The organism is Emcibacter sp. SYSU 3D8, assembly GCF_039655875.1.
Taxonomy (GTDB): Bacteria; Pseudomonadota; Alphaproteobacteria; order SMXS01; family SMXS01; genus RI-34.
The window spans coordinates 429613-445846 of record NZ_JBBYXK010000002.1 but is presented as its reverse complement, the minus strand read 5'-3'; the positions used below and the strand labels follow the sequence as shown (position 1 = coordinate 445846).

Below are 16234 nucleotides of genomic sequence, written 5' to 3'. Positions count from 1 at the left end.
AAGGTTGTATGATGTTTCGATGATGGCGCGTTTCGATGGTTGTAAGGCGCCGCAGGCTAAGGTAAGGTTTTTACATCAAATGTGCGTCTTTCGGCCGTGGGGCTGCCGCGTCGCGCATGGGCGGGCTATCAGTCCGCGTGTTGTTGAGGCCGCAAAATTTTCTCGAGGGGGGCTACCAATGCGTAAATCCAATGTGCTGGCAACTGTCAGCGTAATCGCGCTTTCCACGGCTGCAGGTTTCACCGGCGCCAATGCTGCGGGTGATGCCAATCTGCGCCTGACCTGGGAGCCCGCGCCGTTGCTGGCCATAGACGCCGGTTCGACGGCGATTGCGGCGGTCACCAACCAGGACAACAACAACACGCCGATCAGTGCAACGATCGATGTCACCAAGATCACCAGCAACGCGCCTGGTCTCAACGATTTCATGGGCGGCGCCGGCAACAGCATTTCCGTCACCGACAACGTCGGCACCGCGACGGCGATCGGCAACATCGAAGACACCAAGTCCATCAGCATCTGGACAGTAACCGGATCGGGCGCAACGGACGCCGGCACGCTCGGCTCCATCCAGATGAACCGCGGCACCACGACCATCGACAGCGCGATTTCCAACTTCGAAATCGAGGCGGCATCCGAGGATCTGGGGCTGGGCAGCTCGCAGCTGGTCGACCGCAACAGGCTGACCTCCACCACCTCGGGCAACATCACGGTCAACGTGGTCGAGGGCGACCTCAACCCGGCCTGGAGCAGCACCGAACTGGGGCAGACCCAGATCGCTCAGGGACTCAATGATTTCCTCGAGGCCAGTGCCGGACTGCTGATCGGATCGGCCCAGGTCAATGACGGGATCGATGCGACGGCCACGGTGACCACCGCGCGAATCGGCTCGCTGGCGCTGGTCAACGACGATACGATCACCATCGACGGGATCCCGCTGTCGGTGCAGGACAACACCATCGAAGCGCTGATCGTGGGCAACGACGGCATCAACACCCTGCAGCTCGACGACGACCTGGACGTGAAGAACGCCTCGGATGTCGTCCTCGATGGCGCGGTTGGCGTCGTGAACGCCCAGCTCAATCGCCAGGACGCGATGAGCCTCACCGCCGAGGTCAAGGACGTGGCAATCGAGGCCGGCGATACGTTCGGCGGCACCGAGCCGATCGACAATCTGACCGGCTCCACGGTCAATTTCGCGGGCAACGACATTCTTGCCGACGCGATGGGTAATACCGCAACCAACAAGGCGCGGGTCGACGGCATCACCGTCAACGGCACCTTCAGCGCCGGCAAGGCGACTGACAATGTTGGCCTGATCAACGCGGGCAATGAAGAAGGTCATGTGCTGGCGGTGGGCGATGTCTTTGTCTCCAGCCTGCAGTTCACCGAGGCCACCGTCACCGCGACCATCGGCGACGGCGTCGGTGCGCTCGACGTCAATGACGGCGACCTGAATGTGCTGGTCGAAGACACGACGGGCTCCAGCGTGATCGGCGGCGACACCGATCTGCTGGACGGCGTGTTCGACGGCAACTCCATCTTCGCCGCCGCCGGGGGCAACTCGGTCAGCAACCGCGTCGATGTGGAGAATGTCACCACCTTCAACGCCCTGACCACCCTGACCAGCCTTCAGAACACCGATGGCGGCAACCAGCAGATCGCCTCGACCAACGGCGACCTGACCGTCAGCGTTGCAACACTGGGCGGGTCTGACGGCACGATCGACGACACGGCGATCAACGCCGATGGCAACCGGATCGGCAGCTCGGCGATCACCAATAACGGCTCGAACAATCTCAGCATCGATGCCACCACCATCAACGGTCCGGGCGTCGATCCGAATGAAACCAACCTCGGCTTCATGACCCGGTCCTGGCGGTCGAACCTGGTGTCCAGCGCCTCGACCGATATCGCGCTTGTCAGTTCGCAGCATGTCGACGACAGCACGCTGTCCTCGACGACGATCGGCAGCTTTGTTGTCGAGGCTGCCGATATCGGCGGCACCAAGGGCTCGGTCACCCAGGCCGATGTCAGCGCGTCGGGCAACGCCGCGGTCGCCCTGATCATCGGCAACGTCATCAACGAAAACCATATCGACATCAACAGCGATGGCGGCGGCGCGACGTTCGACGCTTCGGTCGGCCTGGTCAGCACCCAGGTGGTGCAGAATTCCAACGACGCGTCGAAGATCGGTCTCAACCTCTCTGCCACCGTCCGTCCCGGCGACGACGTCGCAGGCCTGGCCATCGTCGACATGGACTCGAATGCGCTGGCGACCTCCGACTCGCAGTTCGATGCCGACGGCAACAGCATCAGCGCCCAGGTATTCGGCAACCTGGTGAACTCGGACACCAACGCGATCACCATCTCGGGTGTTACAGTTGGCGACAATGACATGGGCTCGCGCACGGCGGCAGGGTCCAAGGCTCTGGAAGTATCGATCGGCGCCATTGAAGCCCAGGTCGACCGCAACATCGCGGGTGACGATCTGCCCCAGACGACCGTCAATTCCGGCTTCTCGCTGATCAGCGATCAGAGCTTCGAGGATTCGGAGGGCAACCCGATCACGGCCACCGTCATCGGCAATTTCGTCGATGTGGCGATCGGGTCCACCGATGCCGGCGCGACGCTCAGCAAGGTCGATGTCTCGGCCAGCCAGAATGCCATCGAGGGCTCGGTTGCACTCAATACCAGCAACAACCTGATCGATGTCGGCGCCGTGACGCTCGACGCTAACAGCACGCTGGTCAACACCCAGACCCTGTGGGACGAGGAAGACCAGTTCAACGGTTCCGGTTCGGTGGAAGTCAGCGTTACCGGCGACATCCTTGTCGACGTTCAGGCTGGCGCCACCACGATCAGCGACCTGAATGCCGAGGCCAACAGCAACAGCATCCTCGGGTCTGCCCGGATCAATAACAGCACGAACGCTGTCGAGATCAGCGCCCAGACGCAGGAAGTCACCGGCATCATCGCAGGCGCAGACATCAATTCGATCAACATCGGCGCGGACAAGAGCGTGATGCGGGCCGAGACGGGCCTGCTCAACGATCAGGATTTCAATGGCCTGATGGGCAACGGCCTGTCCGTGCTTATCGACGATACGGATATCCAGGTGACCGCCGGCACCAATGATGGCTCCATCGAGAACAGCACGGTGACGGCCGACGCCAACAGCATCAAGGCGCAATCGCTCGCCAATGAAGCCAGGAACTCGATGACCCTCGATGTGGGTTCGTTCGACCTGGACGATGCTCTCATCGGCGGCGGCGCCGGTAATGCGCCGCTTGGCATCATCGGCAACGCCCAGCGTTCCAGCGACGCCGACCAGGCGGGCGCTGTCGGCGTGGTTCAGGCGCAGATCCAGGGCGTCGATATCCTCGCCAGCGTGGCCGATGTGGATAACGCCGCAGACGGCATCACGCTGACGGTGGACGGGAACGACATCCGGTCGGTGGCCCGCGTCAACAACGGCATCAACACCCTCGCCGTCAGTGGCACCACCTATGAGGAGGCCGTTGCCGGCACGCCTCAGGTCAAGGCGCTCAGCGGCGCCCCCGGCGGCAGTGTGGCGGCGGACGATCTGGCGTTCGGTATCGCGTCCTATCAGATCAATGGCTATGACGTGACCGCCATCGGTCAGAGCATGAGCCTGATCGCCGACGCGGAAGGCCCCGGCACGATCGACGCCTCGACCATTTCGGTGAGCGGAAACACCCTGCTTTCCGAGGCACGCAGCAATGAAGCCAGCAATGCCGCGGCGGTGGACTTCGTCACCAACAACGCATCTGCCTTTGTCGCCAATGTCCAGACGCCTGGTCCGGGTAACCTGGTCGTGACCGCGTCGCAGGATGGCAATTCGCTCATCGTGCGCGGTGACCCGGTCGGCACATCGGTCACCACCGACAGCCATGCCAGCGTCGACGGCAACGCGATCGCCGCCCTGGCTAGCTCCAACCGCGCCACCAACCAGCTGGTTCTCGACGGGACCAACGTATTCAGCGGCTCGGGCGGTGCGGCGCCTGCCGCCACCATCGATCCCACGGGCGCATTCGACGTGACCGTGGCCTCGGATGCCAGCATCCTCAACGTCCAGGGTCCCGCCATCGGCGGTATCGAGACCGAGGATGTGATTGCCGAGGTGGACAACACCAACCTGTCGGCCTTCTTCGACACGGTCGATAGCGGCACCGTGTCCATCGACAACAATCTGCTGCTCGGTCAGGCGGTCATCCATAGCGCCACCAACCGGCTGGGCATTGGCGCGGGCTATGGCCTCGACTCAGGCGGCCAGCTTGTTGTTGTCGACAACGGCAACCTCGCCAATCTGGACGGCGCCTCCGCCTCGGTCATTTCGCAGCAGGTCCTGACGGACGGCAGCAGCGTCGAGGTCGATACGGAAGACATGACGCTTGAGGCCAACATCAACAGCATCGCCAGCACCGACGCGGTCGCGGTCAGCATCTCTGGCAACAACATGCTGGGCCAGGGCATCGGCGGTTCGGCTTCCAACCGGATCGACATCTATGCAGGGGCGGCGATCACCGGCGCGGTTGGCGCACCGGCCCCGGTTGTCGGCGACCTGTCGGCCACCAATCCACTCACGCTCAACGCCGACTTCAACATCCTGAACTTCCAGACCGGCGCCCAGGCAATCGATGTTGATGTCGAGGACGGCTCCTTGCTCATCGACATCGAATCGGAACTGGACGGCGATGCTGCCGTGATGAACCAGAATGTCGTGAGCGGCACCAGCACGGGCTTCAGCTCCTCGAACATCCTGGTGCTCAATGCAGGCGCCGCCAGCGACGCCACGGCGAACGTGCTGAACCGCCAGGACATCAATGGCGGCACCATCGATACCGACGTAAACGATATCGACATGGTGATCATCAGCCACAACGACGCCGATACCGGCGCCGTCAACAGCTCGGTCACGATCAACGAGAACGAAGTGCTGGGTTCCGCCACCGGCAACACGGCGCTCAACGCCCTGTCGACCACGGCGGGCTCGACCCTGCAGGAATCCTCGGGTGCGGGCGTCACCATCGACCCGGCCGGTGTGCGGCCGATCGTGGTCAGCGACAGTGACTACGCCGTTCTCAACTGGCAGAGCCTGGACGCCGCAACGGTGAACACGGACATCGACAATGTGACGATTGCCATCGACGACTTCTCCGGCCTGACCGGTGTGGTCGACAGTGCGCTCAGCGTCAACGACAACATCGTCGAGGCGACCACCACGGGCAACCGGGCGGTCAACAGCCTGGTGCTGAACACCGGTACGTTCCAGCATCCGAGCGCGACGGTGGCCAACCTGCAGACCACGTCGGGCGCCACGATCTCGTCGTCGGTCAACGATGTGTCCATCGGCATCGGCAACACGGTTGCGTTGGGCAACGCCGTCAGCACCGGAAGCTCGTTCACGGTGCGCGGCAACCAGGTCGGCTCGACCTCCATCGGCAACAGCGCCACCAGCAGCATCACCGGCAACTGATCGCCGCTGCAGCGAGAAACCCGCAAGGGCCGGAACGCAAGTTCCGGCCCTTCGCATTTGCGCTACACTGGGACAAATGCTCCAGGGGAACCGCCATGCTGATATTCCGGCAGCTATTCGATCCGCAATCATCGACCTACAGCTATCTGCTGGCCGATTCCCGAAGTCGCGACGCGGTTCTGATCGATCCGGTGTTCGAGCAGGTCCGCCGGGAGGTGGCGCTGATCGAGGAATTGGGACTCAGGCTGCGGCTGACCCTGGAAACCCATGTGCACGCGGACCACGTGACCGGCGCGTGGATGCTCCGGCGCCGACTCGGCAGCCAGATCGCCATGTCGGCGCGATCGGGGGCGCAAGGTGCCGACATAATGTTCGGCGACGGCGATCGCCTTGAATTCGGTGGCCGCCACCTGAGGGTGATGGCAACGCCCGGCCACACCGGTGGCTGTTCCACCTTTGTGCTGGACGACAATTCGATGGCGTTTACCGGTGACTGCCTGCTCATCAGGGGCTGCGGCCGGACCGACTTCCAGCAGGGCGATCCTGCCGCCATGTACCGCTCGGTGCATGACCGGATATTTCGCCTGCCCGATGAATGCCTGCTCTATCCGGCACACGACTACAAGGGCTCGACGGTTACCAGCGTAGCCGAAGAGAAGCTGTTCAACCCGCGCCTGGGTGAGGACATCGGCGAGGACGACTTTGCCGGCTACATGCGTAACCTGGGACTTGCCCACCCGAACAAGATTGATATCGCCGTGCCCGCCAATCTGCGGTGCGGCGAGCCCGAATCATCCGCGCCGGTGGATCCCAGTGTCGCCGAGCCGGACTGGGCGCCGCTGACCTATACCTATGCGGGTCTGTGGGAGTTGCAGCCCGAATGGCTCGAGGAGCATTACGCCCAGGTGCAGATCGTCGATGTGCGCGAGCCCGATGAATTCAACGGCATCCTGGGGCATGTCGAGGGCGCCGTGCTGATGCCGCTGGGGGAACTGAAGCAACAGGCCGCCACGCTCGACAAGACACGGCCTGTCGTCACGGTGTGCCGCTCCGGCGCCCGGTCGGCCCAGGCGGCCGTCATGCTCGACAAGGAAGGCTTCGGCAAGGTCGCCAACCTGGCCGGCGGCATGTTGCGCTGGCGTACCCAGCGATTGCCGGTCGAGGGCATGGATTAGCGGCCGGCGCCGGCATTCCGGCTTTCACGGAGACGCCAGCGCCGATCAGGCCGAGGCTATCCGCGCTTGCCAGCCTCGCGCAGGATGGTCGGCTCCTGCTGATGGAATGCGCCATTGCCGACGGCGGTCGTCGCGCCGGCGTCTACCGCCAGTGTCTGGCCCGTCACGTAGCGGGCCTCGTCGCTCGCCAGATACAGCAGCGCATTGGCGATATCGATCGGATACGCCGCGATGCCCAGCGGCGAGGATGCCTTGAACGCGGCGGCGGTCTTCTCCTCGTCATCGACATTGCCGGTTACTGCGCTTGCCGTCATTGGCGTGACCGTACCGGCCGGCGCCACGGCGTTGACCCGGATGCCCGAGGACGCCAATTCCGATGCCGCCGACTTCGTCAGGCCGACCACAGCGTGTTTGGCGGCGGTGTAGGCGTGGGGACCCAGCCCGCCCAGGATGCCGGCGGTGCTCGACAGTGACAGGATCACGCCGCTATTGCGGGGCTGCATGACGCGTGCCGCGTGCTTGATCCCGAGGAACACGCCGCGCAGCAGAATGGCGATGGTGGTGTCCCACGCCTCGACCGACGTCTTCGAGATGGGACCGATGGCGCCGACGATACCGGCATTGTTGACCATGATGTCCAGCTGGCCGAACTCGGCCATTGCCAGGTCGATGGCCGCGGCAACGTCGACTTCGCGGGTCACATCCGTGCTGATGAAGCGGGCCCGGTCACCGAACTCGGCCGCAGCGGCGATCCCGGCCTCGGCCTGCAGGTCGGCGATAACCAGCGACGCCCCTTCTTCGAAAAACCGCCGCGCCGTGCCCAGCCCGATGCCGCTTGCCGCACCGGTGATGACGGCGACCTTGCCCTGTAACCTAGCCATGAATTCCTCCCTGTTTGCAGATCACCCCGCAACGATGAGGCTCCACCGAAGCGCCCGAAGATGATCGATTCTCGTGTACCAGTGCTTCTGGTCCGGGTTCAGCCGAACGTTGTTTGCTCTGGATGCCGGGCGATCCTAGAGCGGTTCGTGCCGGGTGAAAATCACATAAGAACAAGGGCTGCTTCGCCCGGCGGTGCGGTTGTCCCACCCGGCTGTGCAAATATACCGCTGGATTTTTTGGTGTCAGCCGCCCACACCAACCCCTTCCCGACCGGAGACCGTAATGCCACAGAAGACGGCTGAAGAATTTCTGGGTCTCAAGCCGACCCACAATCCGCACCGCTGGATCCTGCCGGTGGTCGACGCCGTGGCGACTCCTGGCAATTTCCTGTTCGGCGGCTGCGGCCTCGCCGCGGCGATTTCGGCCATGGAACAGACATGCGGCCGTCCGGCGGTGTGGGCAACCGCCCAGTACCTGTCCTATGCGCGGCCGCCAAGCATCATGGACCTGGACGTCATCGTGCCGGTGTCGGGCAAGAGCAGCACCCAGGCGCGCGTCGTCGGCCATGTGGGCGACACGGAAATCCTGACCGTGAACGCGGCGCTGGGTTCGCGCGACATGGAGCTGTCCGGCCAGTGGGCGACGCCGCCGGACGTTGCGCGGCCGGATGATTGCGATCCGGTGCCGCGATGGTCGAAGCGCGAGGGATTCATCGACAGCCGGGTGGAGTTGCGGGTGGCCCGCGGCCGCTGGGGCATGCATGACGACGGCACGCCGGGCGATGGGCGGGCGGTTCTGTGGGCGCGGATTCCGGAAGGGGTCGAGATGACGGCGCCCATGCTGGCGGTCATTGCCGACAAGATGCCGGCGGGTTTCAGCGGCGCGCTGGGCCACCGGGTGGGAGGCAACAGCCTCGACAACACCATCCGGATACACCAGATCCGCCCGACCGAATGGGTGCTGTGCGACATCCAGGTGCATGCCGTCCATGCCGGCTACGGCCATGGCCGGATGCATCTGTGGAGCGACGACGGCGTCCTGCTGGCGACCGCCAGCCAGTCGGCGATAATGCGGATTCACAATGAAACACCAAAGGGATAATTCACTGTCTGCTTCAAACACGTGTTGTATCCGGGCACCTGTCAGTTTTAACATGCCCGGGCTGCCGATGGGCTGGGGGAGTGCGTCGGGCTCGCCGCTTGAGTTTGTTTGTTAAGTATCCGGCACGGAGGCCAATGATATGGTGACGCATACGACCCTAAAGCGGTCGAACGTCGCCCTTGTATGCCTGCTGACGACAGGCGTCTGGACTGAAACGGCAACGGCGGCTGATGGGCCCGCCGCTGGATTTGCTCGCGCGGAATTCCAGGTTCTCGATCAGGTTGTCACGACCGCCCGCCGACGCGCGGAAACGGTTCAGTCGGTTCCGGGCACCATATCGGTGTTGCCGGAGGCGCTGATGCGCCGGCTTGGTGTGGAAAGCCTCGAGGATCTCTCCGAGATCGCGCCGAACCTGCTGGTCGCCCCCGATAACGTGTCGTCGCGCGCATCGCGCATTACGCTGCGCTCGCAGGTGCAAAACGACACGCTGATCACTGTCGATCCGGCCGTGGGGCTGTACCTGGACGGCGTCTATGTGGCGCGCAGCGCGGCCTCGCTGCTCGACCTCGTCGATGTGGAACGGGTCGAGGTGCTGAACGGTCCGCAAGGCACGCTCTATGGCCGAAACACCACCGGCGGCGCCATCACCGTCACCGCCAACAAGCCGACCCAGGAATTCGAGGGCCGGCTCAGCGGCGGCATCGGCATGTATACGGACAAGCCGGGCAGCGGCAACGGCGTCAATCACGACGTGTCGGCCGTGGTCAATATTCCGCTGTCCGACAAGCTGGCAGCGCGCTTTGTGGCACAGAGTTCGGGCCTGACCGGCTACAGCGAGAACACGGCCCTGGGCCGCGATCTGGACGACGACCGCACGCTGTCGTGGCGGGCGAGTTTCGCCTGGCAGGTCAATGACGATGTGGACGTGCTGCTGATTCACGACGGCATGCGCTCGCGCGGCCAGCAGCGGCTCGTGCAGGTGTCGGAAATCGTGCCCGCCGGGCTTGATCCCGGCTGCAGCCTTGCCGATCCCAACCCGGTGAACGCCTCGGCCTGCGCCATCAATCTGTTTCTGACCGGCGGACAATGGGGCACGGCGGCGCTCGACGGCGACCCGCGCCGTACCGGACAGAACCCGCTGGTGCTGACCGGCGAGCCGGGCCGTACCTCCGCCGACGTCCAGGGCGTGGCGCTGATCACGACCGCTCGCCTGGATGGCCTCGTCCTGAAGAACATCTCGGCGTGGCGGCACATGGAACAGTTCAGCTCGTTCGATTTCGACGGCACGGTGTTCGATATCGGCGAAGCGGTGCAGACCGACACGCAGCGTCAGCTATCGACCGAGTTCCAGCTTCTCAGCGACAATCCGGGCGGCGCGGTGAACTGGCTGGTCGGCGCCATCTATCTGCACGAGGCCGGCCGTACCGACAATGTGGCGCGGGCGCTGTCGTTTCTCAATCCGACCAACCCGTTCACCGCCACGGGGCGCGGCGTGAACAGCGCGGCCGGTGTCTACGGTCACGCGGTCTGGACGCTGAACGACGTGTTCTCGCTGGTCGGCGGTGCGCGCTTTACCTGGGAGCGCAAGGAACTGACCGCCGACAGCCGGGACGCGCTGGTCGGTTGCCTGGTGCCGCCCGAGTTCAACCAGGATCTGGCAACCGGCGGCTGCCGCGGCGAGTTCGGCAAGAGTTTCACGCGCATCACGTGGGAAGCGGGGGTCAACGCGCAGGTCACCGACCGGACATTGCTGTTTGCCAAGCTGTCCACCGGTTTCAAGAGCGGCGGCTTCAACCTGCGCGCCAAGTCGGACATTTCCTTCGAGCCGTTCAAGCCCGAACGGGTGCTCAGCGTGGAAACCGGGTTCAAGGCGTCCTTCCTCGACGGTAACGGGCTGGCCAACCTGACCATTTTCTATGCCGACTACACCAACATCCAGCGCACCGACTTCACCTTCGAGGGCGGCAACGTCACCACCTTCATCACCAACGCGGCCAAGGCCAATGTGTGGGGCGGCGAGTTCGAGCTGGACGTGACCGCCCATGAAAGCCTGCGGCTGCGCGGCACCCTCGGCGTGTCCGTCGCCCGCTACCGCGCATTCGATTTCGGCGGCGTGGATTTCTCCGACAAGCGGTTCCCGCTGTCGCCGGACTTCTCGGCCGGCATCGCGGCGATCTACACCCTGCCGGTGGACTGGTTCAACGCGGACTGGACGCTGACCGGCGATTTCACCTGGCGGTCGAAGGCCTATCAGGACGTCGCCAATACCGCGAGCCTCGCCCAGAACGGCTTCGGCCTGCTCGATCTGCGGCTGGACGTGGAGCCGGAAGGCAGCCAGGTGCGGGTCAGCCTGTTCTGCAAGAACGCCACCAACAAGCTGTTCCGGACCACCGGCACGACCTTTCTCGACCAGCTCGGATGGGCGTTCAGCCAGTATGGCGCGCCGCGCCGCATCGGCATGCAGGTAGATGTGAGCTGGTGACGGCCGGCGCCCGCTAACGGGCTTTAACCATCCCGGATTAGTTGATAATAGGGGCTGGCCTTTCGATAACGCTTTTGTGAAGAATAATCACGATATGTTGACGCCCGACGAAATCGCCCTGTGCGAGCAGGCTGCTGTGATTTGCCCCAGCTTCCATCTGCGAAAATCGGCGCGGGCGGTGTCACGGATGTTTGACGAGGCGCTGCAGCCCAGCGGCCTGCGCTCGGGCCAGTTCGTCATGCTGCTCTCGATCGCCCGTCTGGGCGATCCGACCTACGGCCAGCTGGCGCGCGAACTGGTGATGGATACCTCGACCATCGTTCGCAACCTGCAGCCGCTCCAGCGCGAAAATCTGATCGACCTGGTGGCCGGCCCGGATCGCCGGCGCAAGACGGTTCGGATCACCGCCGGCGGCGCCGCCCGCATTCGCCAGGCGGTGCCGCTTTGGCGCAAGGCCCAGGAAAGTTTCAACAGCCGGGTCGGCGAAGACCGCTGGACCCGCATGCTGGTCGATCTGGGCCAGACCCTGGAGAGCGTCCGGGGGTATTAGCCTCTCGGCCCGAACAGGATGACGCAGGCGCCCGCAATCGCGAGCGCAGCGCCGATCATGTCCCAGCGGTCGGGCCGGACGTTCTCGGCTCCCCACAGCCACAGCAGCGAGGCGGCGATGTAGATGCCGCCATAGGCGGCGTAGGCGCGCCCGGCCATGTCGGCGTCCACCCGGGTCAGCAGAAAGGCGAACAGCGCCAGCGAGGCCATGCCGGGTATCAGCCACCAGGACGATTGTCCATTGCGCAGCCAGGCCCAGAAGGCGAAGCAACCGGCGATCTCGGCCAGCGCCGCGCCGATATAGATCGCGACCGACCCCACCACGGTTCCTCAGTAAAGGGCGTCCAGCACGTCCTTGTAGTTGCGGACGATAACATGCCGCCGAATCTTCATGGTCGGCGTCATCTGCTCGTTGTCGATGCTGAACGGCGCGGTAGCCACGGCGAACCGGCGGATCTTTTCGGTCGAGGACAACCGCTGGTTCACCCGGCCGACTGCCTTGTCGAGGGCCGTGTGGAACGCCGGGTCGGCCGACAGCGCGGCCATGTCGGCAGTCTTGCCGTTCTCGCCGGCCCATTTCGCGGCCCAGTCCATGTCGGGCACCAGTAGACCGACCATATGCGGCCGCCGGTCGCCATACAGCATGGCCTGGCCGATTTCGGGCTCCAGCGTCAACAGGCCCTCGACCCGTGCCGGCGCGACATTGTCGCCCTTGTCGTTGACGATGATGTCCTTCTTGCGGTCGGTGATCTGCAGGTGGCCATCCTCGTCGATGATGCCGATGTCGCCGGTGTGCAGCCAGCCGTCGATAATCGTGCGCGCCGTCGCCGCGTCGTCGCGCCAGTAGCCCTTCATCACCAGTTCGCCGCGGATCAGGATCTCGCCATCCTCGGCAATGCGCACCTCGGTTGCCTTCATCGGCGGGCCGACGGTGTGGATCTTCACCAGGCCGGGCCGGTTGACGCTGACCACCGGGCCGGATTCGGTCTGGCCATAGCCCTGCAGCAGCCGCAGGCCCAGCGCGTGAAAGAACAGGCCCACATCCGAATTGAGCGGCGCGCCGCCCGACACCAGCGCCTTCACCCGTCCGCCGAACCGCTGCTGCACCTTGCGGCGCACCAGCTTGTCCAGCACCACGTTCTCGATACGCTCGCCCAGGCTCAGCGACCGCCGGTCGTTGAATCGCTTCTCGCCCAGCTGCACGGCACGGTGAAACAGCCTGGCGCGGGTGCCGCCCTGTTCCTCGATGGCGCGGGTCACGCGGGTGCGCAGCATCTCGAACAGCCGGGGCACCACGGTCATGATGGTGGGGCGGCATTCCGCCATGTTGGCTGCCAGCTTCTCGATGCTTTCGGCGTAATAGATCTGCGCCCCGATCGACAGCGGGAAGAACTGGCCGCCCGAATGCTCGTAGGCGTGCGACAGCGGCAGGAACGACAGGAACACCTCGGTCTTGTCCAGGCCGTCGTCCAGCCCCAACTCGGCGATCACCTCGCTGGCGCCGGTGCAATTGTGCAGGATGGCGCCGTGGCTGATCATCACGCCCTTCGGCGCGCCGCCGGTGCCCGAAGTGTAGATCAGGCATGCCAGATCGTCGCGGCCTATGCCGGCGATCCCGGCACGGGTGGCAGCGACGGTGCCCTTGCTGTTGGCGATCACGTCCTGCCAGAGGTGGACGTCCAGGTTCAGGCTTTGCGCCAGCTTGGGCTGTTCCATGGCGATGACGAAATCCAGCGAGCCGGCGTCCATGGCGGCGGGCAACAGGGCGCGCGCCAGCCTGGCGGTCGACACGATGGCGCCGCGCGCGCCGCTGTCGTTGAGGATGTGGGCGTGATCGCGCTCGGTATTGGTGGTGTAGGTCGGCACGGTCACCGCGCCCGCCGCCATGATCCCCAGGTCGGCGATCAGCCATTCGGGCCGGCTCTCGCTGACCAGCGCCACCCGGTCGCCGGGCCGGATGCCCATGTCCTTCAGCGCCGCCGCAAGCCGCGCGACCTGCTCCGCCACCTGGCGCCACGACACGGGCTGGAAGGTCTTCGACGTGCCGGGCTTGGACCAGACGCAGGGCCGCTCCCCGCGCCGCTCGGCCTGGTCGAGGAACATGTCGACGAGATTGCGCGCCTTGTCCGCTGTCATCCGTTCCCCCGGTTGGATAACAGGACGTTACGTCATGCCCCCGGCAGGGGCAAGGCGGCGCTCAACCCAGCAAGGTGCTGATCGCGGGCGGCAGGACGAAGGCGGCCTGATGAACCTCCGGCGTGTAATAGCGGGCGCCGATGCCGCTGCCGCGGAACCGGTCCTGAAGCAGCGAAAGCGCCGCCGTCCGGGTGGCCGGATCGCGCGCCGCCCAGCCAAAGGCCATGGCGCCGCCCGCATAGCTGGGCACGGCCGCCAGATAGCAGGCGACGTCCGGGAACAGGGGCGACAGCGCCGCCGCCGCCCGCCGCAGGGTTTGCGGGCCGGTCAGCGGCAGGCCGCACTGGGCGACCAGAATGCCGCGCGGGTCCAGCCGGTCGCGGCACGCCCGGTAGAAGGCCGCGCCGAACAGCGCCTCTCCAGGCCCGGCCGGATCGGGCGAATCCACCAGGATCACGTCGAAGGTTTCCCTCGTCCCGGCGATGAATTCGGCGGCGTCGCCGATTTCCAGCCGCAGCCTGGGGTCCTCGAAGGCGCCGCCGCAGATGGACGGCAGGTGACGCCGTGCCACCTCGACCACGGCGGCGTCGATCTCGGCGACGATCACCTGCTCGACGCCGGTGTGCTTCAGCACCTCCTCGGCCAGGCCGCCGTCGCCGCCGCCCACGATCAGCACGCGCCGCGCCGCGCCGTGGACCAGGATCGGCACATGGGCCATCATCTCGTGATAGACGAATTCGTCGGCCTCGGTGGTCTGGATCGCCCCGTCCAGCGCCAGCACCCGGCCGAACAGCGGGTCGCGGAATACCAGGATGGACTGGTACGGGCTGCGGCTCTCGTGGATGATCTCGGCGGTCTCCAGCCGCAGCCGGGGCGCCTCGTCCTCGTCGAACCAGCCGTTCATGCGGCGGCCGTACCGCGCAGCAGTTCGTGGACTTCCACCTCGTCCGCCTCGAACGCCTCGCGCAGCACCTCGATGGCCGCATGCGGATCGGCATCGCCGCACATGAAGATGTCCAGCGCCGCATAGTCCCGCTCGGGCCAGGTGTGGATGCTGATGTGCGATTCGGCCAGCACCGCCACGCCCGACACGCCGCCATTGGGCGTGAAATAGTGCAGGTGGATGTGCAGCAGGGTCGCGCCGGCGACCTCGATACAGCGCCGCAGGGTCTGGTCGATATGGGTCAGGTCGTCCAGCCGGCGGGCGCCGATCAGGTCGAGCACGAGATGGATGCCGGCGCAAACGACGCCGTCGCGCTCGACGAAATGATCCCTGTTCTCTTCCTCCGGTGCCGCCGTCGCGGCGGCGGTGTCTTTTTCTTCCGTTTGGGCGTTTGTTGAACCGTCATAGAGGTCCATCCCCAATTGGAAGAGGGATTGTGTTTGGGACACAGTGCTCCTCCCCAACCAGCAGATGTTGCCGCCACCGCGGCAGGAGAGTCCGTGTACAGGGGAAAGCGGTGCCGAATCAACCCCTTGGGGTCAATTCGCAGGCTCTAGGCGCGCCAGACGCAATATTCGTTGCAGCTCGGCCGCGCCACCTTGACCCAGGCGAGGCCCGGGAACGTGCCGGCAAGCCGGGCCGCGATCCAGCGCGAGATGGTCTCCAGCGACGGAGTCTCGAGGCCCGGAATCTCGTTCAGCACATTGTGGTCCAGGATGTCCCGCACCGCGTCCAGCGCCTTGCCCACCTCGGCGAAGTCGGCGACCCAGCCGGACACCGGATCGGGCTCGCCGGTCAGCGCCACCTCGACATGATAGGAATGGCCGTGCATGCGCTGATAGCCATGCCCCACGGGCATGTGCTGGAAGTGGTGCGCCGCCTCGAAGGTGAACGCCTTGACGATTTCAAGCCGACCGGTCATGGCGCGGCTGTGTACGGGAAAGGGGCCGGTTAGGCAAGCGGGATGAGGCTCATCTCGACCTACGTCACTTTTGGTTGCCAATACCCTGCATCACTCTGGCCAAATTCTGCCAAGAGTACTCCAGGATGCTGACGGGCCCACAGGGCTGTTGAACAACCGAGATGGTTGCAAGCCCATTACGCCCGATCTCAGCCTTCAGACCGACGATCACTTCCTTGGGTTCGATCCAGGTGTCCGGCTCTCCGAAAGTCGAGTTACGCCACTCCGCTTTAACCTCGCGGGCGGCAATTTCCCCGCTGAGCGTCTTTAACACTTCGAAGCGGAAGACAGCATTCTGACCGGCAGGGCGCTTCTCATATGCAACTACCCATGCACGCAATATCAGGTCAGATTCGCGAAAGATGGTATAGTCGATCTCAGGATTGGCTTTAAAGCAGGCTGCCGCAGGTGGCGCAGAGAAGAGTAGGCACATTCCCGCTAGGTATATATTCAAAGCTATGTACGGTGGAGGCATTATTTAAATTCCATAGCGTTACTTAACATA

General features: G+C 64.7%; 12 protein-coding genes. 5 read left to right on the top strand and 7 right to left on the bottom strand.

Annotated features, from left to right (window positions below; all coding sequences use genetic code 11):
• Positions 1–178: 178 nt before the first annotated feature.
• Together WJU21_RS07975 and WJU21_RS07970 are read left to right on the top strand one after the other, a co-directional pair.
• The gene (locus WJU21_RS07975; protein WP_346322876.1) at positions 179–5500 is read left to right on the top strand and encodes a hypothetical protein; all 5322 of its coding nucleotides are present in this window, start codon (positions 179–181) and stop codon (positions 5498–5500) included.
• Positions 5501–5598: 98 nt separating this feature from the next.
• Positions 5599–6675: a rhodanese-like domain-containing protein gene (locus tag WJU21_RS07970; RefSeq protein ID WP_346323479.1), complete on the top strand. Its 1077-nt coding sequence runs from the start codon at positions 5599–5601 to the stop codon at positions 6673–6675.
• A 56-nt stretch (positions 6676–6731) separates the two neighbouring features.
• Here the strand turns inward: WJU21_RS07970 and WJU21_RS07965 are convergent, their stop codons facing one another.
• The gene (locus WJU21_RS07965; protein ID WP_346322875.1) at positions 6732–7556 is read right to left on the bottom strand and encodes a glucose 1-dehydrogenase; all 825 of its coding nucleotides are present in this window, start codon (positions 7554–7556) and stop codon (positions 6732–6734) included.
• A 283-nt stretch (positions 7557–7839) separates the two neighbouring features.
• On the opposite strand from WJU21_RS07965, the gene WJU21_RS07960 reads away from it, so the two are divergent.
• From WJU21_RS07960 to WJU21_RS07950, 3 genes are all read left to right on the top strand, one after another.
• Positions 7840–8658: an acyl-CoA thioesterase gene (locus WJU21_RS07960; protein ID WP_346322874.1), complete on the top strand. Its 819-nt coding sequence runs from the start codon at positions 7840–7842 to the stop codon at positions 8656–8658.
• Between the two features lie 139 nt (positions 8659–8797).
• A complete protein-coding gene (locus WJU21_RS07955) occupies positions 8798–11140 on the top strand; it encodes a TonB-dependent receptor (protein WP_346322873.1) in 2343 nt (780 codons plus the stop codon).
• Between the two features lie 94 nt (positions 11141–11234).
• Complete coding sequence (locus WJU21_RS07950; RefSeq protein WP_346322872.1) at positions 11235–11690, top strand: MarR family winged helix-turn-helix transcriptional regulator; 456 nt, start codon at positions 11235–11237, stop codon at positions 11688–11690.
• On the opposite strand, the gene WJU21_RS07945 is transcribed toward WJU21_RS07950, so the two are convergent.
• The 6 genes from WJU21_RS07945 to WJU21_RS07920 form a co-directional block, all read right to left on the bottom strand.
• On the bottom strand, positions 11687–12010 hold the full coding sequence (locus WJU21_RS07945; protein WP_346322871.1) for a YnfA family protein: 324 nt from the start codon (positions 12008–12010) through the stop codon (positions 11687–11689). The two genes, WJU21_RS07950 and WJU21_RS07945, sit on opposite strands and share 4 nt — an antisense overlap.
• Positions 12011–12019: 9 nt before the next feature.
• Complete coding sequence (locus WJU21_RS07940) at positions 12020–13825, bottom strand: long-chain fatty acid--CoA ligase (RefSeq protein ID WP_346322870.1); 1806 nt, start codon at positions 13823–13825, stop codon at positions 12020–12022.
• 61 nt (positions 13826–13886) lie between these two features.
• Positions 13887–14729, bottom strand: coding sequence for a polyamine aminopropyltransferase (speE, locus tag WJU21_RS07935; protein ID WP_346322869.1), 843 nt, complete (start codon positions 14727–14729; stop codon positions 13887–13889).
• The gene (speD, locus tag WJU21_RS07930; protein WP_346322868.1) at positions 14726–15217 is read right to left on the bottom strand and encodes an adenosylmethionine decarboxylase; all 492 of its coding nucleotides are present in this window, start codon (positions 15215–15217) and stop codon (positions 14726–14728) included. The genes speE and speD overlap by 4 nt, the downstream gene beginning before the upstream one ends.
• A 104-nt stretch (positions 15218–15321) precedes the next feature.
• Positions 15322–15690 carry a 6-carboxytetrahydropterin synthase gene (locus WJU21_RS07925; RefSeq protein WP_346322867.1) on the bottom strand — a complete coding sequence of 123 codons (369 nt, stop codon included), beginning with the start codon at positions 15688–15690 and terminating at the stop codon, positions 15322–15324.
• A gap of 64 nt (positions 15691–15754) precedes the next feature.
• The gene (locus WJU21_RS07920) at positions 15755–16162 is read right to left on the bottom strand and encodes a hypothetical protein (protein ID WP_346322866.1); all 408 of its coding nucleotides are present in this window, start codon (positions 16160–16162) and stop codon (positions 15755–15757) included.
• Between the last annotated feature and the right edge of the window lie 72 nt (positions 16163–16234).

Excerpts from the sequence above, each read along its gene's own strand:
- WJU21_RS07975 (WP_346322876.1), top strand. The coding sequence starts at position 179 with ATGCGTAAATCCAATGTGCTGGCAACTGTCAGCGTAATCGCGCTTTCC.
- WJU21_RS07965 (WP_346322875.1), bottom strand. The coding sequence starts at position 7,556 with ATGGCTAGGTTACAGGGCAAGGTCGCCGTCATCACCGGTGCGGCAAGC.
- WJU21_RS07960 (WP_346322874.1), top strand. The coding sequence starts at position 7,840 with ATGCCACAGAAGACGGCTGAAGAATTTCTGGGTCTCAAGCCGACCCAC.
- WJU21_RS07955 (WP_346322873.1), top strand. The coding sequence starts at position 8,798 with ATGGTGACGCATACGACCCTAAAGCGGTCGAACGTCGCCCTTGTATGC.
- WJU21_RS07950 (WP_346322872.1), top strand. The coding sequence starts at position 11,235 with ATGTTGACGCCCGACGAAATCGCCCTGTGCGAGCAGGCTGCTGTGATT.
- WJU21_RS07940 (WP_346322870.1), bottom strand. The coding sequence starts at position 13,825 with ATGACAGCGGACAAGGCGCGCAATCTCGTCGACATGTTCCTCGACCAG.
- speE (WP_346322869.1), bottom strand. The coding sequence starts at position 14,729 with ATGAACGGCTGGTTCGACGAGGACGAGGCGCCCCGGCTGCGGCTGGAG.
- WJU21_RS07925 (WP_346322867.1), bottom strand. The coding sequence starts at position 15,690 with ATGACCGGTCGGCTTGAAATCGTCAAGGCGTTCACCTTCGAGGCGGCG.
- WJU21_RS07920 (WP_346322866.1), bottom strand. The coding sequence starts at position 16,162 with ATGTGCCTACTCTTCTCTGCGCCACCTGCGGCAGCCTGCTTTAAAGCC.